The following is a 19,414-nucleotide window of genomic DNA, read 5'->3' on the forward strand; positions in this document are numbered from 1 at the left end:
GAAACCCGTGTGCAGGACATGGGTTTGTTAATCGCAGCACACCGGGGGCGCGCGAGAGGCCGCCTCGCTTCCGGGAGCGGGGCGGCGTGGGGGCGCACGGCGGTCAACGGCGCAGCAGCACCCTGCGGGTCGCACGGGCCAGCCGTGCCGTCGGGCGCCGGGACAGGGGTGCCGGGCCGGAGCGCTCCAGCCACCATTCGCGCAGCGCACGCCGGGTGCCCGCGTCCTCGACCCGGTCGCCCAGCAGCAGATGCTCGGCGAAGGACAGCGCGTCGCGCCGGTAGCCGTCGGTCATCGGCTGGCCCTGCGCGTACGCCACGAACGCCGGCCGGTACGACGTGCCCAGGATCACCGGCAGCTCCGGCGCGACCTTGCCCACGACGTCCGCCCGCTTCGCCGCGAGCGCCCGGGACTGCACCCCGAGCCGCACCCGGTCGAACCCCTCGGGCACCGGCGTCCCCGCGACGAGCGCCGACAACAGGGCGGCCTGCGCCAGCCCGAGCCGCTGCCGGGCGACCGGCTCACCCTCGTCACCGGGCGCCTCCCCTGCGGAGCGGACCGGCTCGGCGGAAGTGGCAGGTGTTGTGCCGGACCCGGCTGTGGACTCGGTCGACGCGGCCGGTGCGGTGGCAGGCGTCGTGGCCGGCTCGTCCGGCGCGGGCGCGCCGCCCTGGACCCCGGCGGTCCTCAGCACCCCCCGGATCGCGTCCAGCTCGCGCTCCAGCTCGGCCGGCTCCGGGAAGTTCTCGTCGCGCTCCAGGAGGACACCGGGCGGGCTCACCCGTGAGGCGAGCTCGGCGAGGACGTCGAGGACCTGCTGGGGGACGGGGTGGGCGTGGCTGTCGTGCCAGACGCCGTCCCGCTCGAAACCGCCCGCGACATGGACGTACGCGATGGCCTCGACCGGCAGCTCGTCCAGCGCCTTCGCGGGGTCCTCGCCCCGGTTGACGTGGTTGGTGTGGAGGTTCGCCACGTCGATCAGGAGCCGGACCCCGGTGCGGTCGACGAGGTCGTACAGGAACTGCCCCTCCGTCATCTCCTCGCCCGGCCAGTTGATCAGCGCCGCGATGTTCTCCAGCGCCAGCGGCACCGGCAGCGCGTCCTGGGCGATCCGTACGTTCTCGCACAGCACGTCCAGGGCGTCCCGGGTGCGCGGCACCGGCAGCAGATGCCCGGCCTCCAGCCGCGGCGACGCGGTGAGGGCGCCCCCCGCCCGGACGAACGCGATGTGCTCGGTGACGAGGGGCGCGCCCAGAGCCTGAGCGCGCTCGGCCAGGTTCCGCAGCCGCTCCTCGTCGGGGCGGTCGGCGCCGCCGAGGCCGAGCGAGACACCGTGCGGCACGACCGTGACGCCCCGCTCGCGCAGCCGCAGCAGCGACTCGGGGATGTGGCCGGGGCAGACGTTCTCCGCGACGACCTCGACCCAGTCGACGCCGCCGGCCGACCCGGCCATGCGCTCGACGGCGTCCGCGATCTCCGGACGCCATCCGATTCCCGTACCCAGCTGCCTGATCCGCTCCATCGTCCCCTCCTCGGTCACGGCTGCACCCAGACCCTGTGCTCGTCTCCTTACGGCGGACCTGTGTTCCGGCGTGACGGAGTCATGGCCCCGTCGCCCGGAGCCGAACCCCGAGAAGGGGACCTTCAGAGCAACATTTGAGCTTTCGGCGGGCTACTGGACCTGCGGTTCGCCCTGGTCCTTGTTCAGCTCCTCCGGGTCGGGGCGGCCGGTGGGGACGAGGCCGGGCGTGGTCGGCGACGGCTTCGACCGCACATCGGGGTTGGTCGACGGCTCCGCGGCGGGCGCGGGCTGCACGATCTGCCCCGGCACCGGCGGCGGCGGGCCGGTCGGGCTCGCCGTACCGGTGACCGAGTTGTCGGCGATCTGAGCGAAGTCGATCTCCCCGGTCGCCTCCAGGATCGTGATGTGGTCGAGCACGGTCTGGTTGGCGTCGGAGGCCAGCTGGCGGACCAGGGTGTTGCGGGTCTGGTTCCGCACGGCGGCGATGGCCGGGAAGATCTTGCCGTGCGCGGCCCGCAGCAGGTTCGCCCAGGTCTTGTTGTACTCGGCCTCGGTCTTGGCGGCGGTCATCTCGTCCAGCCAGCCCTGCTGCTGGGCGTTGGGCTGGTTCGGCAGCTCGACACCCAGCTTCGCCGCGATGATCCGTGACCGCTTGTCCAGGTCGGTGTGCCCCTTGATCAGGTGGTCCGCGGCCTCCCTGATCGACTTGTTGCCGCTGCGCTCCAGGGCCTGCTGGCCGGCCGGCAGCTCCCACAGGCCCGCGAGCCGCACCCGGATGATGAGGTCGCGGTCCACGGGGGTGAGCGGCCCCCACTGCGTGGTCACCGTGTCACCGGTGGGCACGGCCGCGGCGGCGGCCGCGTTGCGGTTGGGGTACGAGTAGAACACGGGGTAGGCGACCGCACTGACTGTGCCGACGATCGCCACGGCGACGAGGACAGAGCCCTTGGAGCGTCGCAAAGGTGCCTCCCGGAGGAAACCAACTGTTCGTTGGGGACTGAAGTGGTGCTGGGCGTGGAGTGGGGGCCGACCGGGCCCCGCCGCTCGGGCGGCGGGCCGACGGCCACGGGCACGTACGTACCGCGGGCGGCGTCAGATCGTGCCGTTGGCGATGGCGTCGAAGTCGACCTGGCCGGTCTTCTCCAGCATCGTGATGTGGTCGAGCACGGTCTGGTTGGTGTCCGAGGCCAGCTGGCGCACCAGCGTGTTCTCGGTCATGTTCCGCACCGTGCCGATGGCCGGGAAGATCTTGCCGTGGGCCGAGCGCAGCAGGTTCGCCCAGACACGGTCGTACTGGTCGTCGGTGGCGTTGGACATCTGCTGCAGGAAGCCCTGCTGCTGGGCGTTCGGCTGGTTCGGCAGTTCGACGTTCAGCTGCTCCGCCACGGCCCGCACACGCTGGTCGAGGTCCTTGTGACCCACGATCAGATGGTCCGCGGCCTCCTTGACGGCGGGGCTCTTCGACCGCTGCATCGCCTGCTCGGCGGCCGGCAGTTCCCACAGCCCCGCCAGCCGCACCCTGATGATCAGGTCACGGTCGGAGGCCGTGAGCGGCCCCCACTGCGTGTTGACCGTGCCCGCCGCCATGTTGGCCTGAGCAGTGCCCGAGCGGTCGGCGTAGGACCAGACGGGGAACGCAAGCGCTCCGACGGTGACGACGAGCGCCAGGCTGGCGATGACCGAGCCATTGATACGCCGCAAAATGAGCCTCCCGGGTAATGCCAACTGGTCGTTGGGGCAGTTGCTTGGCCAGTGCCGGGAGATACGTACGCGATCGTCGAACTGTTCAACGGCGGCGCGCGGTCACCGAAAGGCTCGGCGGCGGGCCCCTTTGGCCGACGGCCGCAAGGCGGAGGAGGGAGTCTACGCGCGGACGACCGGGAGCCGATCTGGACGGTGATGCGGGCCCCGGCCGGTCCGCACGGCGGGGAGAACGTCAGGCTGGTGGTGTGGTTCGACAACTGACCGGCGGCGGCCCGGTTCAGCCCCGCAGGGCCGGATGGTCCGCGACCACCGTGCAGGATCCCGGGGCGATCTCCGTGAAGCCCGCGTCGCGGACCAGGGGGAGCCCAAAGGTGGTGAGGCCGGGCCAGCGGGCGGGGTCGGCGGTGCGGACGGCGAGCGGGAACCCGGCCTCGCGCCAAGCGGCGCGGTCCTCGTCGGAGAGGTCCCACCAGGCGAGTTGGGCACCGTGCCCCGCCTGCGCCATGGCCTTGCCCGCCGACATGGCGACCTCGGGGTTCAGCCAGAGCACCGGGGTGGCGGGATCGGCGTCGACCGGCGGCTCCGGGTCGTCGAGGTCCGTGCCGGACACCTGTAGCCGGGCCAGCTCCCTGGGCCAGCCGTCCAGCGGTACGGGCGGGAAGACCCGCACCTCGGCCGACTTGCCCGTCACCGTGATGCCGGGCAGCGCCTCGGCCCGCCGCCACTCCGCGCCGCGCGCCCGCCGGACCACCTTGCGGATCCGGGCGTCCTGCCAGTTCCGCATCGCCTCGGCCCACTCTCCCGCGCCGACCGACCGCTCGTCACTCAGCATCACCAGCACGGCACGCGCGGCCGTCTCCAACGCGTCCGTGCGCGCCGGCGGCTCGGCCCGCTCGATCCGCACGACCAGCGGCAGCACGAACTGCGGCGCCTCGTCACGAGCGGTCCGCTCGCCCCGGAAGGGGCTGTCCCGCGCCGCCGAGGCGTACGCCCGCGAGGCAGCCGGGTCGGCGCCCTCGCCCACTCCCGGGGCGGGAGACGCGGCGGCATCCGGGGCCTCGGCCGACGCCGGGGCGTGGGCAGGCACGGGGAGGGAGGCCGGATCGAGGGCGGCAGCCGGGGCAGGGGTGGAGAACGGGTCGCTGGTGGTCACGTCCCCAGTCTGCCAGCGGCCCACCCCGCTCCGGCCGCCCCCGTGGGGAACGGGAGCGGGGTGGGCTCGGTGGGGAGAGGGCGGCGTGGCCTGATCCGGGGGAAGGCAGCGCGGCGCGTGGCCCGCGCCGGGAGAAGGCAGCGCGGCGCGGCGCGTGGCCCGCGCGGGGCGGTCGGGCAGCGCGCGGTACGCGGGGCGACGGGGGCGGCGTCGAAGGATCCCTGGCGTCCCCGGGCGGGAAGATCGGGTCTTCTCCCCTCTCGGCCGGACACGTGTACGAGGATGGTCCGCATGGAACGTGAGTCACCGCTGAGCCCCGAGGGCGCGGACCCCCTGCTGAGCCTGGAGGGCGTGGGGCGCCGGTACGGGTTCCGCGGCCCCTGGGTCCTGCGCGGCGTCGACCTGACCGTCACCCCCGGCACACTGATCCGGGTGCTGGGCGCGAACGGCACCGGCAAGTCGACCCTGCTCCGCGTCCTCGCCGGGATCGACGCGCCGACCGAGGGCCGGCTCACGGGCCGCCCGCGCACGGCGTACGTCCCGGAACGCTTCCCCGCGGCCCTGCCGTTCACCGCCGCCGAGTACCTCACGCACCTCGGCGCCGTACACGGTCTGGACCGTCCGGTCGCCGTCCGCGCCGCCGACGAGTGGCTGGAGCGCTTCGGCGCCGCCGAGTACGCCCGTACGCCGATGGCCCAGCTCTCCAAGGGCAGCAGCCAGAAGGTAGCGGTCGCCCAGGCCCTGCTCGCCGACCCGGAGTTGCTCGTCCTGGACGAGGCGTGGACCGGCCTGGACGCCGAGGCCCGCGACGAATTGGAGCGCGTGGTCGTCGAGCGCGCGGCCGCCGGGTCCGCCGTGGTGTTCGTCGACCACGACCCCCGGCGCCTGGCCGGGATGCCGGACGCGACGTACACGGTGGTCGGGGGCGCCCTGGAACTCGGCGCGGGCGAGGGGGCCGAGGCACCGGCGACGGCTGTCACCGGCCCGTGCGTGCTTGTCGAGGCGAGAGGCCGCCCGGGCTCCCCGGTGCCCCCGGAGGCGGGGAAGTTGGCGGTCTCGGTCGAGGAAACCGGCTCCGGAGCACACCGGTTCACCGTCCCCGGGCCCCAGTCGGACACGCTGCTGCGGGTCTTACTGGGATCCCGGCCACCCTGGCACGTGGTCAGCGTGGGAAACGTGGACGATCCGGACCCGGACGTCGCGCCGACCGCGCTGGAAGTGGAGCACTCCTGATGACCGCCCTTCTCCGTTACCAGGCCGCCCTCCTCGTCCGCTCCCAGCGCTGGCTGCCGCCGGTCATCCTCTACGCCGCGTTCCTCGGCATCGGCGTGCAGAGCGGGCAGCCGGTGCTCGACTCGCTCGGTTACACGGCGGCCGCGCTCCTGCCCGTCGCCGCCTGGCTGGTGCGGATCTGCGCGACCAACGAGCCGCCCGCCGCCCGTAGTTGTACGGGCGCGGCGGCCGGACCGGGCCGCGCCCATCTGGCCTGCGTCCTGGTCGCGCTCGCGGCGGCCGGTGTGCTCGGCACCGCGGCCACGGTGATCGTCACGATCATCAGCGCCCCCACCAGCACGGCCCACGACATCCGGGTCGCACCGCTCCCCGCGGGTGCCGCGGGTCTCCTCGCGACCCTCGCCTGCGCCCTTCTCGGCACGGCCGTCGGCGCCCTCACGAACTGGCCCCTGCTCCGTTCACCCGGCCGAGCCGTGCCGGCCCTGCTCCTCGGCGCGCTCCTGGCGCTGGTGGTCGTGGGCTCCCCGGCGAGGGCGGCGATCACGGCCCTGGTCGACGGCTCCCAGCGCGGCGCGATCCCGGTCCCCGCCCTGCCGGTCCTCGCGGCGGCCCTCTGCGCGGCGGCCGCGACGGCACTGGCGTGCGCGCTGACGACACGGAGGGCCTGAGAGGCCCTGGGCCCGGGGCCGTCTCGTAGCAGGCGTTGTGCTGCGGGCGCGGGCGCGGGCGCGGGCGACGGGTGGCGCGTGGCGCGACCTCGCGACCACCATTCATCCGGCGCAGCGGCGGGCTACGCGGGTGCGACAGGCCCTAGAGTCGCCGCATGCGGCGAAGGACAGGACTGGCGATGGCCGGGGTCGCGGCCCTGGCCTGGGGCGAGTGGGTGAACTGGCGTTGGTCCCGGGTTCTCGTGAAGGACGGCGGGGGCGGTTCGATGGCCGTGGTGGTGCTCGGGTACCGCAATCCCCGGGCGACCGTGAACCTGATCAACCGATGGCGAGTCCGGGCGGGAATCCGCTCCGTCGCCGCTGACGGTGCGCGGGAGACCTGCCTGATCTTCAGCGGCGGCCCGACCGGCGCCGGCACCACGGAGGCCCGGCTGATGGCCGACTACGCGAGGTCGGTGCTCGGGTACGACGGCACGGTGATCCTGGAGGACCGGTCCACGACGACGTGGGAGAACATCACGAACGTCGTCCCCCTGCTCGAAGGCGTGGACCACATCAAGATCGCCTCCCAGCCGGCTCACGCGCTCAAGGCCCGCGCGTACCTGCGGCGGCAGCGCCCCGATCTCGCGGAGCGGCTGGTGCGCGCCGAGGACTACCGCCCCGGTGAGTGGATCGTCGTCAAGCCGCTGCTGGCCCTGTACGGGCTGTGGACACTCCGCGTTCTCCGGGTCGACGAACGGAAGATCGTCGCGCCGTAGGCGGGCACCCCACGTCAGCGGCCGGCCGAGAAGTGATCCGTGCTCAGCCCGAACAAGCCGTGCGCTCGGCCTCGCGCCACTCGCACACGGGGCACAGGGTGATCCCCCTGTGGGACTCGGGATACTCGGTCGGTTCCTGGCACAGGACACAGGCGGCGAACGGCGGACCGGCGGCGACGCGAGCCTGTTCCACCGTCTCCGTGGCCGACGCCGGAGCCGCACCCGTGGTCGTCGCCTCGGTGCCGCGGTACTCGCTCATGCGTCCAGCGTAGGACGGCGCGGAGGAAACGCCCCGCGTACGGGACTCACGACGTGGCGGCGGCGGCCGCCCCGACCAGTTCCGACACCTTCACCAGTCGGAATCCACGCTCCCGCAGCGCGGGCACGATCATCCGCACCGCCCGCTCCGTGACGGGCGCGGCGCTCCTCACGCAGTGCAGGACGACGACGGACCCGGGCCGCACGCGCTCCAGCACGCCTCGGGCGACCACCGCCGGATCCGTGGCCGCGACGTCCCCGCCGGCGACGTCCCACTGCACGGCCGTGACCCCGGACGAGCTGAGCGCGCGCAGGGCACGGCGGTCGTAGCAGCCGCCCGGGAAGCGGAAGTACGGCATCGGGTCCGCCACCCCGGCCTCGCGGAACGCGGTGTACGCCCGCTCGACGTCGGCCGCCACACGGCCCGCCTCCAGGGTGGGCAGGCCATGGCAGTCGGCGCTGAAGGCCTGGTGACCGTATGAGTGGTTCGCCACCTCGAAGAGCGGGTCCCGTCCGATCGAGCGGGCCTGGATCGGGTACTCCTCGGCCCACCGCCCGGTCATGAACACGGTCGCCGGCACCTCCAGCCGGCGAAGCGTCGCGATGAGCCGGGGATTGTCGAACCGGGCGCCCTCGGCGGCCCGAGCCCCCTGCTCCTCGCTCATGTCCGCGTCGAAGGTGAGCGCGACCGCCTTCTCGCCCCGGTTCCGGGGCCCGTGCTCGAACACCGGCGCGAGGCCGGCCGGCCCGGGAGCGAGTGTGGGAGGCCGGGACGCCACGACCGGGCGCTGAGCCGCCCCCGTGGCCGTGGCGGTGACCACTCGGGAGGAGGCCCGCGGCCCCCCACAGGCGGTCAGGGCGACCCCGAGCGCCCCGAGCGCACAGAGCACCCTGACACTTCGCACAGGAATGATCACGACACGAACGTAAACACCCCGCACTCGCCACTCATCCGATCACCCGCTCATCCACCCGGAATCCGCCTCGGAAGTCACCCGGCCGGCCGAGCGGAGCGGAGCCGGGACGCGGGGAACTCGGGATGGCCGACCGGTCGCGGCCCGGGTGTCCGGTGACGCCGGACGGTTGACCTGAGGTCGGGTCGAGGGTGTCGGGCGCGGTCAGGCGGTAGCCGATGCCTCGTACGGTGCTGATCAGGGTGCGGCGGGTGTCCGCCAGTTTGCGGCGCAGGGTGCAGATGTGGGACTCGACCACGTTGGAGCCGGCGTCGAAGTCGTGGCGCCAGACCCGGTCGAGGATCTCCTCCTTGCGGACCACCTCGCCCGCGCGGACCGCGAGGACGTGCAGGATGTCGAACTCCGTCATCGTGAGCGGCACATCGCGTCCGCGCAGGAGGACGCGCCTGCTCTCCGGGAGCACGTGCAGCACCGGGCCGGTGGCGGGCGGGGAGGCGGGGAGCCGGGAGGCCGCCGCAGCGAGGTCGGGGGTGCGGCGTCTGGTCATCAGCACCCGCACACGTAAGGCGAGTTCGGCCGGGCGGCAGCCCTCGTGGACGTAGTCGTCGGCCAGGCTCAGCTCCTCCGGCCGGCAGGTGCCGTCGGTGAGGAAGAGGATGGCGGGGCGGTGCGGCTCCCGGCGCAGGGCGCGGGCCAGGAGGAGGGCGTCCCAGGAGGTGCCGGACGAGCCGACCGCCAGCAGCGCCACATCGGGCGCCTGCTCCCGTAGCTGCCGCAGTGACAGGGCGCCCGCACCGCCCCGTGGGAGCGCGACGCTCATCCCCGCCGCGCGCAGGTGCCGGAACAGGCCGAGCGCCTGCGACGGGGTCGGGTGGGCGACGAGGACACGTGTCGTCCCGTCGCCGCTGGACACCGGGGTGGGGGGCGTGTCCATGAGGTTCGTTCACCGGTCCCTGTCGAGCGGGCGTCACGGTGCCGCCCGCGTCATGAGCTGTCGTTCCGCTGGGGGGAAGCGGTCGCGGCCAGTGAACCCGGAACGGGTCAGAACGGCGTCAAAGGATCCTCCGGGGAAGGACAGAAAAATCTACGCGGGGAGCACGGACCTGCGGATTCGGGTCCATCGATGCGCGAGAGGGGGCGGGCACCCGCAGACGCCCGCCCCCTTCCGGGTCGCGTACGACCCGTCACCTCACGTACGGCGCCACGGCCCCGTCACCGCGAACGTCGTGCCCGGCGTGTAGCAGTTGACGTACATCGTGCGCCCGTCGGGGGAGAACGTGACGCCCGCGAACTCGCCCCACTCGGGTTCGGTGGGGGTGCCGATGTTCTGGGCGTTGCGGGCCATGGCGTAGACGTCGCCGTGGCGGGTGACGCCGTACACGTGCTGGGTGCCGTTGCCGTCCTCGCAGACCATGAGGCCGCCGCTGGGTGCCAGGCAGATGTTGTCGGGGGACTCGCCGGGCAGTTGGACGTCGGTGTCGGGGCCGAAGACGATCACCAGGGTGAGGGTGCGGTGGTCGGGGTCGTAGCGCCAGATCTGGCCGTAGTGGTCGGCGGCCGAGCCGTCCGCGCTGCGGGCGAAGGACGAGACGAAGTAGACGCAGCGGCCGCCCCAGTAGCAGCCCTCCAGCTTCTGGGCGTGGGTGATGCCCTTGGGGCCGAAGTCCTGGTGGCGGATGGCCGTCGTGGTGGCCAGCGGGTCCGGGACGTCCACCCATTCGATCTTCTCGAAGCAGGCGCCCGTCTCCTGGATGGAGGACAGGTCGGGGACCCCCGGTACCCGCATCGCCTGCAGACGGCCGCCCGCGCGCAGGGAGCCCAGGCCCCCCTGCGGCCGGTCGGGGAGGAAGCGGTAGAAAAGGCCGAAGGGCCGCTCGAAGGCGTCCTCCGTCTCGTAGACGACGCCGCGCCTCGGGTCGACGGCGATCGCCTCGTGCTGGAAGCGGCCCATCGCCGTGAGCGGGACGGCGCCGGAGCGGTGCGGGTCGGCCGGGTCGACCTCGAAGATGAAGCCGTGGTCCTTGGTGTAGCCGTTGGTGCCGGCCCTGTCCTCGGTCTCCTCGCAGGTCAGCCAGGTGCCCCAGGGAGTCGGACCGCCCGCGCAGTTGACGGCGGTGCCGGCGATGGCGACGCGTTCGGCCAGGACGTTGCCGCGGGCGTCCAGGGTCAGCGCCGTACAGCCGCCCTTGCCTGCCGGGTCGTAGGTGAGGCCCTCGACGGTGGGGACCGGGATACGGCCGGTGTGGCGGTTCTCGTGGTTGCGGACCAGGTGGACGCGGCCGTGTCTGCCGGCGAAGGCGGACATGCCGTCGTGGTTGGTGGGGACGCGGCCCTCACCGGAGCGGAGCTGGTCGCCCTCGCGGGAGAGGACCTGATAGCGGAAACCTTTCGGCAGGTCGAGCAGGCCGTTCGGGTCGGGGATCAGCGGGCCGTAGCCGGTGTGGCCGAGGTCGCTCTGCGCGGCCGCTGTGCCCGCGAAGAGTTCGGACAGGGCTCCGGTGAACGCGATGCCCGCTCCCAGGGCACCGGTACGGGCGAGGGCCTGACGTCGAGTCACTGACACGGGACAACCTTCCTGTTGGCGGACAGGATGTGACCCGCCTGTGTGTATCACGGGGGTACGGCCGCGTGAACCACGCGCGTAGAAGGTGTTCCGTAGGTATCACTCGGTCGGCGTGGGGTTGTCCGGTGTGACGGGTGGGAAGTGGGGGGCTACCGGTGGGGCGTCCGCAGCCCGGCGGGGCGGAAGCGCGGCCGCTGAACCGGGCGGGTCGGTGAGTTCGGGAGGGGCGGCCGGTCCGGCGGAGTCCGGGAGCCCGGCGGGGGCGGCCGAGCCGGGTGGTTCCTCGGCCGGCGTGGTCCGGTCCGGGCGGGGTCGGCGCCCGGGGGTGGTCTCCTCTTCCGACTGGCCGCGTTCCAGGAAGCGCAACAGCTCCACCGGGATGGGGAGGACCAGGGTCGAGTTCTTCTCCGCGGCCACCGCCATCACCGTCTGGAGCAGGCGCAGCTGGAGCGCCGAGGGCGCCTCGGCCATCTGGTGCGCCGCTTCCGCCAGCTTCTTCGACGCCTGTAGCTCCGCGTCCGCGTTGATGATGCGCGCCCGGCGTTCGCGGTCGGCCTCGGCCTGGCGGGCCATGGAGCGCTTCATCGTGTCGGGGAGGGACACGTCCTTGATCTCCACGCGGTCGATGGTGACGCCCCACTCCACGGCCGGGCTGTCGATCATCAGCTCCAGGCCCTGGTTGAGCTTCTCGCGGTTGGAGAGGAGGTCGTCGAGGTCGCTCTTGCCGATGATCGAACGGAGGGACGTCTGCGCCATCTGGGAGACGGCGAAACGGTAGTCCTCCACCTGTACGACCGCGCCGGCCGGGTCGACGACCTTGAAGTACACGACCGCGTCCACGCGGACCGTCACGTTGTCGCGGGTGATGCCCTCCTGGGCGGGCACCGGCATCGTCACGATCTGCATGTTCACCTTGCGGATACGGTCGACGAACGGGACGACCATGGTGAAACCGGGCGGTCTGGGCGCCCCGAGCAGACGGCCGAGGCGGAAGACCACGCCGCGTTCGTACTGTTTGATGACGCGGGCCGCCGCCGCGACATAGACGGCGCCGCCGGCGGCGAGGGCCGCGGCTGCCGCGATGAGTGCTTCGCCCATGACGACCGCCCCTTTGAGTCGACCGTGACGACCGCCCCCGGCCTCTCCCGGGTCGTCGTGCGTCCGCGGAGTCGTGGCATATCCACGCGAATACCACGATATGCCTCGGGCGACGGCTGGGGCGACTGTCGTTCGCCGGGGGCCGAACACGGGGGGCGCCCCGGTCGCGGGGACCGGGGCGCCGGGGCGGGGACGGCCCGCGAGGGCCGCCGCCCGCCTGGTGGGGCCGTGCGGCGGCAGCGGATCGCCGTGCGGCGTCAGCGGGCGGCCGAGGCGACCTTCTCCGGCTCCGGGCCCGTCATCCTCACCGGCTCGGTGCCGGTCGCGCTGTGCCGTTCCGCCCAGTTCTCCAGGGCGGTGCGGCAGGCGTGGTCGAGGTGGTGCAGACCCGAGAGGTGGAGCTCGACGGGGCGGTCCTGGGGCAGGGACTCCAGGCTGTCGAGGATCTTCGGCAGCCGCAGGAAGGTGGCGTTGCCGGAGAGATAGGCCTGGACGGGGCCGGCGCCCTTGTCGATGACCTCCAGCTTGATGTGCGAGGCCTCCCAGGCCGTCTTGACGACCGCGAGGGCCAGGCCGATCAGGACGCCCTCGAACATGTTCACCGCGACGATCGACACGGCGGTCGTCACCAGGATCAGCGCCTCGCCCCGGTGGTCGCGCCACAGCGAGACGACCGCGCGGAACGGGATCAGCTTCCAGCCCGCGTGGACGAGGATGCCGGCCAGGGCCGGCAGCGGTATCAGGGCGAGGGCCCCCGGCAGCAGCGCGGCGAACAGCAGCAGCCAGACGCCGTGCAGGACACGGGACGCCTTGGTCCTCGCGCCGGCGTGCACATTGGCGGAGCTGCGCACGATGACCGCGGTCATCGGCAGCGCGCCCAGCAGACCGCACACCGTGTTGCCGGCGCCCTGGGCCATCAGCTCCTTGTCGTACTCGGTGCGCGGCCCGTCGTGCAGCCGGTCCACCGCCGCCGCGCTGAACAGGCTCTCGGCGGACGCGATGAGCGTGAAGGCGAGGACCGTGCCGATCAGCGCCACGTCGGCCAGCCCGCCGAAGGCGTCGAGTCCCGGCGGCTGGATGGAGTCCAGCAGGCCCTTCACCTCGACCCTGGCGACCGGCAGACCGAAGGCGAGGGTCGCGACCGTGGCGAGGACGACCGCGGCGAGCGCGCCGGGCACGACCTGGACCTTCTTCGGCAGCCGCTTCCACAGCACCATCACGGCGACGGTGCCCGCGCCGAGCGCGAGGGAGGCGACCGCGGCGGCGCTGCCCACGGCCGCGACGAAGGCGCCGGGCAGCCCCGCGATCTTGTCGAGCCCGGAGGCCGGGGCCTTCAGGCCCGCCGCCGCGTACAGCTGGCCGGCGATGATCACGAGACCGATTCCGGCCAGCATGCCCTCGACGACGGAGACGGATATCGCACGGAACCAGCGGCCCAGCTTCAGCGCGCCCATGGCGAGCTGGAGCAGACCGGCGGCGAGCACGATCACGCCGAGCGCGGGGAGGCCGAACTGGCGCACCGCCTCGAAGACCAGCACGGTGAGCCCGGCCGCCGGGCCGGAGACCTGCAGGCTGCTGCCGGGCATCAGACCGGCGACGATGCCGCCCACGATGCCGGTGATCAGGCCGAGTTCGGCCGGCACCCCGGAGGCGACGGCCACGCCCACGCACAGCGGCAGGGCGACCAGGAAGACGACCAGTGAGGCGCCGAAGTCCTGGCGTATGTAGGGGAACTTGGAGGTGGGGGAGGTAGAGGAGTTCATCGAGGACACCGGCCCGCCGCTCAGAGGGTCTCGAACGTGTCGGTGTCCGCGCGGTGTTCGCGCACGGCTCCGGTGTGGACCTCGTAGTACCAGCCGCGCAGCCGCAGCCGGCCGTCGGCGAGGCGCTTCTCCACACAGGGGTAGGAGCGCAGCCGCAGCAGCTGGCTGAGGACGTGGTTCTGCACGCCGTCGGCGACCGTGGGGTCCTCGACCGTGCCCTCAGGGCGCGGGGTGGCGTGGGTGAGCCAGTCGCGTACGGCGGGCACGGCGTCGAGGTCGTCGCCGCGTACGAGCGCGCCGACGGCACCGCAGTGCGAGTGGCCGCAGACCACGATGTCGCTGACGCCGAGGACTTCCACGGCGTACTCGATGGTGGCCGTCTCACCGGTGGGGCGGTCCGGGGTGTACGGGGGGACGATGTTGCCGGCGGTCCGCAGTTCGAAGAGCTCGCCGGGGCGGGCGCCCGTGATCAGGGCCGGGACGACCCGCGAGTCGGAGCAGGTGATGAACAGGACCTCGGGGGACTGGCCCTCGGCCAGCCTGGCGAACTCCTCAGGGCGCTGTCCGAAGGTACGGGCGTTGTCGATGAGGGGCTGCATGATGTGGTGACTCCTCCTGGCGCGCCACGGCGGCGCGTCGGGCTTGCACGACAGATGTGGGGGGAACGGGCTCCGCGCTCTCAGCAGCGGAAGACCTGGAGAGCGGCCGGGGTGTGGGCCGTGAGGGATCTCGACTGCCGGTGGTGCCGGGCCGAGGGGCGTTCCGGTTCGCTCGCGACCGCCGGGTTCTCCCCCTGCGACGGGCGTACGGGCGCTCCGGTAGCGGTGTGGATGGTGGCGCGATGCCGGTCGCGGGTGCGGAGAGGACCGATCGGGTCCTCGGGATGACCGCAGGGGCGGGACATGGCGGCCGGGTCACGCGCCGGGGTGACCGGGAGGGCCTTTCCGGGCGCGGCTTTGGCCTTGACGTGACCGGGCGTGTGCGCGGATGCGAAGGAAGCGGTGGGAGTGAAGAAATGCAGGGCGAGCAGGACGGCGGCTAGGGCCGTGATGACGGTCCGGGGCGTCGTACCTCGCAACATGAGCCTCCCCACTGCCAGTTCGTCTTGTCTCCCATGGGACCGACAGTTGAATGACTTGGTCAATCAATGGTCAACCGATGGTCAAGAAACACGTTAACCCTGCAAAGTTGTTTGCAGGGTTAACTTAACGTTTCGAGCTGAAGAGAGCCTGAAAAGCGTGGGCAGGATGGCCGAAAAAGCCCCTTGACCTGGGGGAGTTCCTCCCGGTGAGGGGTGTCGGTGGGCCGCTGGGGCTCAGTGTCCGGCGAGTCGCCCGGCGTCGCGGGCGAGGGCGGTGAGCCGGGAGATGGCCCGGAAGTACTTCTTCCGGTAGCCGCCGTTCAGCATCTCCTCGCTGAACAGCCGGTCGAAGGGCAGACCGGAGGCGAGCACGGGGACCTCACGGTCGTACAGCCGGTCCGCGAGCACCACGAGCCGCAGGGCGGTCGACTGGTCGGGGACGGGCTGGACGTCGGTCAGGCACACCGCCTTCAGGCCGTCCGTGAGAGCGCCGTACCGGCTGGGGTGCACACGCGCGAGGTGCTCCAGCAGATGCGGGAAGTCGTCGAGGGAGGAGCCCTCGGTGGCGTACGCCGTCTTCGTGACCTGCTCGTCGGAGAACGGCGGCGGCGCCTCGGGCAGCCCGCGGTGGCGGTAGTCCTCGCCGTCGATGCGCAGCGCGCGGAAGTGGGCGGACAGGCCCTGGATCTCCCGCAGGAAGTCGGCCGCCGCGAACCGGCCCTCGCCGAGCTTGCCCGGCAGGGTGTTGGACGTGGCGGCCAGGGCGACGCCCGCGTCCACCAGCTTGCCGAGCAGTGTCGACACGAGGACGGTGTCGCCCGGGTCGTCCAGCTCGAACTCGTCGATGCACAGCAGCCGGTGCCCGGAGAGGGTCTGGACCGTCTTCTGGAAGCCGAGCGCGCCGACCAGGTTGGTCAGCTCCACGAACGTGCCGAACGCCTTCAGCGCGGGTTCGGCCGGGGTCGCGTGCCACAGGGAGGCCAGCAGATGGGTCTTGCCGACGCCGTAGCCGCCGTCCAGGTAGACACCGCGGGGGCCGGCGGGGACCTTGGGGGCCTTCGCCCTGCCGAAGCCGAAGAGGCCGCGCCTGCCCGCACCGGTCGCGTGGGCGCCGCCGAGACCCGCCGCGAAGCCGCCGAGGACCTTGACGGCCTCGGTCTGGCTCGGCTGGTTCGGGTCCGGGATGTACGTGTCGAAGCGCACCGAGTCGAAGCGGGGCGGCGGCACCATCTCGGCCACGAGCCGGTCGGCGGGGACGTGCGGCTCGCGGGTGCACAGGGACAGCGGAGCCGTTTCGGCTATGGGGCCGGACACGGCGGCAGAGGACGACGACACGGTTACCGAGTCTAAAGGCCGTGCCACACTGCACGACATGCGACGCCTGTTCCCTGTGACCGAAGAGACAGCGGCCCGGACCCCGGACGAGACCGGTGGGGGCGCGGACGACCGGGAGTGGAGCCTGGCGGAGCTCGCGGCGGCGTACGCCTATCCCGCGCCCGGCCCGGGCGGGCGGGAGCCGTGGCTGCGGGCCAACATGGTGTCCACGCTGGACGGGGCGGCCCAGCACGACGGGCGCTCGCAGCCGATCTCCGGCGACGCCGACATGCGGATCTTCGGCACCCTGCGGGGGCTCGCCGACGTGGTGATCGTCGGCGCCGAAACGGTACGCCAGGAGGGTTACCGCCCGGCACGCGCGCGTGAGGCGTTCGCCGAGGCCCGCCGGGCCGCCGGGCAGACACCGGCCCCGGCCGTCGCGGTGGTCAGCGCCGGACTGGACCTCGATTTCTCCCTCCCCCTGTTCACCTCACCGCTCACGCCCACCCTCCTGCTCACCGGCGCCGCCGCCCCGCCCGACCGGGTGGCCACCGCCGAGAAGGCGGGCGCGCGGGTGGTGATCGCCGGGGACGGCATGGGCGTCGACTTCGCGCGGGCCGTGCGGGCCCTCGCCGACCTGGGGCTGACCCGGCTGCTCACCGAGGGCGGACCGCGGGTCCTCGGGCAGCTGATCGCCGCCGGTGTCCTCGACGAGCTGTGCCTCACCGTGTCGCCGATGCTCACGGCGGGGGACGCCCAGCGCATCGCCGGAGGGCCCCCGGTGGCGGTGCCGAGGCGGTTCGAGCTGGTGTCGTTGCTGGAAGAGGCCGGGTTCCTGTTCGGTCGTTACCGTCGTACGTGAGAACGGGCGGAATCTCCCGTTCCGTTTAGTTCTCGCCGGGCACACTAGATCCCTGAGGAGCGAGGGCCGCGGGGTCCTCCCGGAAGAAGGGCGCCTGTGGTGTCGTTCACGAGCGTTTTGATGATCGAGAAGGCTCTGACGTCCGCGGACGTGGAGTTCGTCACCACCCTGCACGGCGACGAGCCGGCCTCTTTCCACGTGCTGCTCCAGCCGCGGGGCAACCAGGCCGACCGGTTGCTGCGGGCCATCGACGACCTCGCGCTCGGCGAGCTGGACGAGGCGGCGCGCGAGGGGGAGACCCCGGAGGGGGAACAGGCCCTCGACGAGGGGGAACGGGCTCTGGAGGTGTCCTTGCAGGCGCTGCGCGCGGCCGGCAGCGAGGCGGAGGGTCGGCTGATCGAGGACCATCCGCTGGACGCGCTGAAGTCGCTGGTGGAGGAGGTCGGAGCCGACGAGGTGCTGGTGCTGACCGACCCCCACTACGTGGAGGAGTTCTTCCACCGCGACTGGGCGTCCCGGGCACGACACAAGGTGGGGGTCCCGGTACTGAAGCTCTTCTCCCACAGCGGGACCTAGTGCTGTGACCGGTGGTCCCTGCCGATCGCGGGGGCGTATGGGCATAGGGTTGCCCTGAAACTTCGCCGTACCAGTACTGGGAGAACACACATGGCACCCGGCCTTCCTACCGCCATGGACCGACCGCACTTCATCGGGATCGGCGGGGCCGGGATGTCGGGGATCGCGAAGATCCTGGCCCAGCGCGGCGCCAAGGTGGCGGGGAGCGACGCCAAGGAGTCGGAGACGGCGCAGGCGTTGCGCGCGCTGGGCGCGACCGTGCACATCGGGCACGCCGCGGAGCACCTCGCCGACGACGCGACGTGCGTCGTCGTGTCGTCGGCGATCCGCGCGGACAACCCGGAGCTGGCCCGCGCCGCCGAGCTGGGCATCCCGGTCGTCCACCGGTCGGACGCGCTCGCCCGGCTGATGGACGGACTGCGCCCGATCGCGGTGGCCGGCACCCACGGCAAGACCACCACCACGTCCATGCTTGCCGTGTCGCTGACGGCGCTGGGCCTGAACCCGTCGTACGCCATCGGCGGCGACCTCGACGCGCCCGGCTCCAACGCCCTGCACGGCAACGGCGACATCTTCGTGGCCGAGGCGGACGAAAGCGACCGCAGCTTCCACAAGTACGCCCCCGAGGTCGCGATCGTCCTCAACGTGGAGCTGGACCACCACGCCAACTACGCGTCCATGGACGAGATCTACGAGTCCTTCGAGACGTTCGCCGGCCGTATCGTGCCCGGCGGCACCCTGGTGATCTCGGCGGACCACGAGGGCGCGCGGGAGCTGACCCGTCGCGTCGAGGGCGTCCGGGTCGTCACCTACGGCGAGAGCGAGGACGCCGACGTCCGTGTCCTCGCCGTCGTGCCCCAGGGACTCAAGAGCGAGGTCACCGTCCTGCTGGAGGGGCGGGAGCTCACCTTCACGGTGTCGGTGCCCGGCCGGCACTACGCGCACAACGCGGTCGCCGCCCTGGCCGCCGGTGTCGCGCTGGGTGTCCCGGCGGCCGAGCTGGCGCCCGCCCTGGCGGCCTACACCGGTGTGAAGCGCCGGTTGCAGCTGAAGGGCGAGGCCGCCGGGGTGCAGGTCATCGACTCGTACGCGCACCACCCGACCGAGATGACGGCCGACCTGGAGGCGATGCGGGCCGCCGCCGGCGACGCGCGCATCCTCGTGCTGTTCCAGCCGCATCTGTTCTCCCGTACGCAGGAGCTGGGCACCGAGATGGGGCAGTCGCTCGCCCTCGCGGACGCGTCCGTCGTGCTCGACATCTACCCGGCCCGCGAGGACCCGATCCCGGGCGTCACCAGCGAGCTGATCATCGACGCGGCGCGGGCGGCCGGCGCCGAGGTCACGGCCGTCCACGACAAGGCGGAGGCGCCCGCGGTCGTCGCGGGAATGGCGAGGCCCGGTGATCTCGTTCTCACCATGGGCGCGGGTGACGTGACGGACCTGGGCCCGAGGATCCTGGACCGTCTTTCGCAGTGAGGGGCTGAGACCCATGCCGTACGACGTCGACAAGCCGGACGAGCAGTGGCGCGCGGAGCTGACCCCGGCGGAGTACGCGGTGCTGCGTCAGGCCGGTACCGAGCCGGCGTTCACCGGGGAGTACACCGACACGAAGACGAAGGGGGTGTACTCGTGCCGGGCCTGCGGCGCGGAGCTGTTCACCTCCGACACCAAGTTCGCGTCGCACTGCGGATGGCCGTCCTTCTACGACCCGAAGGACAGCGACGCGGTGGAACTGATCGAGGACCGCACGTACGGGATGGTGCGCACCGAGGTCCGCTGCGCCCGCTGTGGATCGCACCTCGGACACGTGTTCGAGGGGGAGGGGTATCCCACCCCCACGGATCAGCGGTACTGCATCAACAGCATCTCGCTGCGGCTGGCGCCCGAGGGCGAGTGACTCCCTGAGCCCGGTGGCACGTGTGCCCCGCGCCCCTGACAGGGGCGCGG

At 72.6% G+C, this 19,414-nt stretch carries 20 protein-coding genes; 7 read left to right on the forward strand and 13 right to left on the reverse strand.

The features are described 5' to 3' along the window. Positions 1 to 103 precede the first annotated feature (103 nt). The 4 genes from SMA5143A_RS01290 to SMA5143A_RS01305 form a co-directional block, all read right to left on the reverse strand. Positions 104 to 1,522: a DUF692 domain-containing protein gene (locus SMA5143A_RS01290; protein ID WP_107461024.1), complete on the reverse strand. Its 1,419-nt coding sequence runs from the start codon at positions 1,520 to 1,522 to the stop codon at positions 104 to 106. Between the two features lie 150 nt (positions 1,523 to 1,672). Continuing rightward, a complete protein-coding gene (locus SMA5143A_RS01295) occupies positions 1,673 to 2,482 on the reverse strand; it encodes a DUF4142 domain-containing protein (protein WP_107460956.1) in 810 nt (269 codons plus the stop codon). A 132-nt stretch (positions 2,483 to 2,614) separates the two neighbouring features. Next, complete coding sequence (locus SMA5143A_RS01300; protein ID WP_055713434.1) at positions 2,615 to 3,223, reverse strand: DUF4142 domain-containing protein; 609 nt, start codon at positions 3,221 to 3,223, stop codon at positions 2,615 to 2,617. Between the two features lie 280 nt (positions 3,224 to 3,503). Beyond that, positions 3,504 to 4,250 carry a peptidyl-tRNA hydrolase gene (locus SMA5143A_RS01305; RefSeq protein WP_107460957.1) on the reverse strand — a complete coding sequence of 249 codons (747 nt, stop codon included), beginning with the start codon at positions 4,248 to 4,250 and terminating at the stop codon, positions 3,504 to 3,506. Positions 4,251 to 4,670: 420 nt separating this feature from the next. On the opposite strand from SMA5143A_RS01305, the gene SMA5143A_RS01310 reads away from it, so the two are divergent. The 3 genes from SMA5143A_RS01310 to SMA5143A_RS01320 all read left to right on the forward strand — a co-directional run bounded on the left by SMA5143A_RS01310 (position 4,671) and on the right by SMA5143A_RS01320 (position 7,038). Then, positions 4,671 to 5,612: an ABC transporter ATP-binding protein gene (locus tag SMA5143A_RS01310; protein ID WP_107460958.1), complete on the forward strand. Its 942-nt coding sequence runs from the start codon at positions 4,671 to 4,673 to the stop codon at positions 5,610 to 5,612. Further along, a complete protein-coding gene (locus tag SMA5143A_RS01315) occupies positions 5,612 to 6,280 on the forward strand; it encodes an ABC transporter (protein ID WP_107460959.1) in 669 nt (222 codons plus the stop codon). The genes SMA5143A_RS01310 and SMA5143A_RS01315 overlap by 1 nt, the downstream gene beginning before the upstream one ends. A 155-nt stretch (positions 6,281 to 6,435) precedes the next feature. After that, positions 6,436 to 7,038, forward strand: coding sequence for a YdcF family protein (locus tag SMA5143A_RS01320; protein WP_107460960.1), 603 nt, complete (start codon positions 6,436 to 6,438; stop codon positions 7,036 to 7,038). 43 nt (positions 7,039 to 7,081) lie between these two features. Here SMA5143A_RS01320 and SMA5143A_RS01325 read toward each other — a convergent pair whose 3' ends face one another. From SMA5143A_RS01325 to zapE, 9 genes are all read right to left on the reverse strand, one after another. Then, the gene (locus SMA5143A_RS01325) at positions 7,082 to 7,297 is read right to left on the reverse strand and encodes a hypothetical protein (RefSeq protein WP_107460961.1); all 216 of its coding nucleotides are present in this window, start codon (positions 7,295 to 7,297) and stop codon (positions 7,082 to 7,084) included. 46 nt (positions 7,298 to 7,343) lie between these two features. Next, the gene (locus SMA5143A_RS01330; RefSeq protein WP_107460962.1) at positions 7,344 to 8,213 is read right to left on the reverse strand and encodes a polysaccharide deacetylase family protein; all 870 of its coding nucleotides are present in this window, start codon (positions 8,211 to 8,213) and stop codon (positions 7,344 to 7,346) included. 31 nt (positions 8,214 to 8,244) lie between these two features. After that, the gene (locus SMA5143A_RS01335) at positions 8,245 to 9,144 is read right to left on the reverse strand and encodes a winged helix-turn-helix transcriptional regulator (RefSeq protein WP_107460963.1); all 900 of its coding nucleotides are present in this window, start codon (positions 9,142 to 9,144) and stop codon (positions 8,245 to 8,247) included. 255 nt (positions 9,145 to 9,399) lie between these two features. Further along, on the reverse strand, positions 9,400 to 10,767 hold the full coding sequence (locus SMA5143A_RS01340) for a PhoX family protein (RefSeq protein ID WP_107460964.1): 1,368 nt from the start codon (positions 10,765 to 10,767) through the stop codon (positions 9,400 to 9,402). A gap of 105 nt (positions 10,768 to 10,872) precedes the next feature. Then, positions 10,873 to 11,871: a slipin family protein gene (locus SMA5143A_RS01345; RefSeq protein WP_107460965.1), complete on the reverse strand. Its 999-nt coding sequence runs from the start codon at positions 11,869 to 11,871 to the stop codon at positions 10,873 to 10,875. Positions 11,872 to 12,128: 257 nt separating this feature from the next. Continuing rightward, positions 12,129 to 13,634 (reverse strand): SulP family inorganic anion transporter, encoded by a 1,506-nt coding sequence (locus SMA5143A_RS01350; protein WP_107460966.1) that lies wholly within the window; start codon positions 13,632 to 13,634, stop codon positions 12,129 to 12,131. Positions 13,635 to 13,654: 20 nt separating this feature from the next. Next, entirely contained in the window at positions 13,655 to 14,233 is a 579-nt protein-coding gene (locus SMA5143A_RS01355) for a carbonic anhydrase (RefSeq protein ID WP_107460967.1), read from the reverse strand. 80 nt (positions 14,234 to 14,313) lie between these two features. Further along, the gene (locus tag SMA5143A_RS01360) at positions 14,314 to 14,715 is read right to left on the reverse strand and encodes a hypothetical protein (RefSeq protein ID WP_181361669.1); all 402 of its coding nucleotides are present in this window, start codon (positions 14,713 to 14,715) and stop codon (positions 14,314 to 14,316) included. Between the two features lie 234 nt (positions 14,716 to 14,949). Then, positions 14,950 to 16,050, reverse strand: a complete 1,101-nt coding sequence (gene zapE / locus SMA5143A_RS01365) for a cell division protein ZapE (RefSeq protein WP_107460968.1) — start codon at positions 16,048 to 16,050, stop codon at positions 14,950 to 14,952. A 37-nt stretch (positions 16,051 to 16,087) separates the two neighbouring features. On the opposite strand from zapE, the gene SMA5143A_RS01370 reads away from it, so the two are divergent. The 4 genes from SMA5143A_RS01370 (at position 16,088) to msrB (ending at position 19,364) form a co-directional block, all read left to right on the forward strand. Beyond that, positions 16,088 to 16,891 carry a pyrimidine reductase family protein gene (locus SMA5143A_RS01370; protein WP_107460969.1) on the forward strand — a complete coding sequence of 268 codons (804 nt, stop codon included), beginning with the start codon at positions 16,088 to 16,090 and terminating at the stop codon, positions 16,889 to 16,891. 120 nt (positions 16,892 to 17,011) lie between these two features. Beyond that, complete coding sequence (locus SMA5143A_RS01375) at positions 17,012 to 17,467, forward strand: indole-3-glycerol phosphate synthase (protein WP_107460970.1); 456 nt, start codon at positions 17,012 to 17,014, stop codon at positions 17,465 to 17,467. A 90-nt stretch (positions 17,468 to 17,557) separates the two neighbouring features. Then, positions 17,558 to 18,943, forward strand: a complete 1,386-nt coding sequence (gene murC / locus SMA5143A_RS01380; RefSeq protein ID WP_107460971.1) for a UDP-N-acetylmuramate--L-alanine ligase — start codon at positions 17,558 to 17,560, stop codon at positions 18,941 to 18,943. A gap of 13 nt (positions 18,944 to 18,956) precedes the next feature. After that, positions 18,957 to 19,364: a peptide-methionine (R)-S-oxide reductase MsrB gene (gene msrB / locus SMA5143A_RS01385; RefSeq protein WP_099967967.1), complete on the forward strand. Its 408-nt coding sequence runs from the start codon at positions 18,957 to 18,959 to the stop codon at positions 19,362 to 19,364. The last annotated feature ends 50 nt before the right edge of the window (positions 19,365 to 19,414 follow it).

Source organism: Streptomyces sp. MA5143a (assembly GCF_900290235.1).
Classification (GTDB): domain Bacteria; phylum Actinomycetota; class Actinomycetes; order Streptomycetales; family Streptomycetaceae; genus Streptomyces.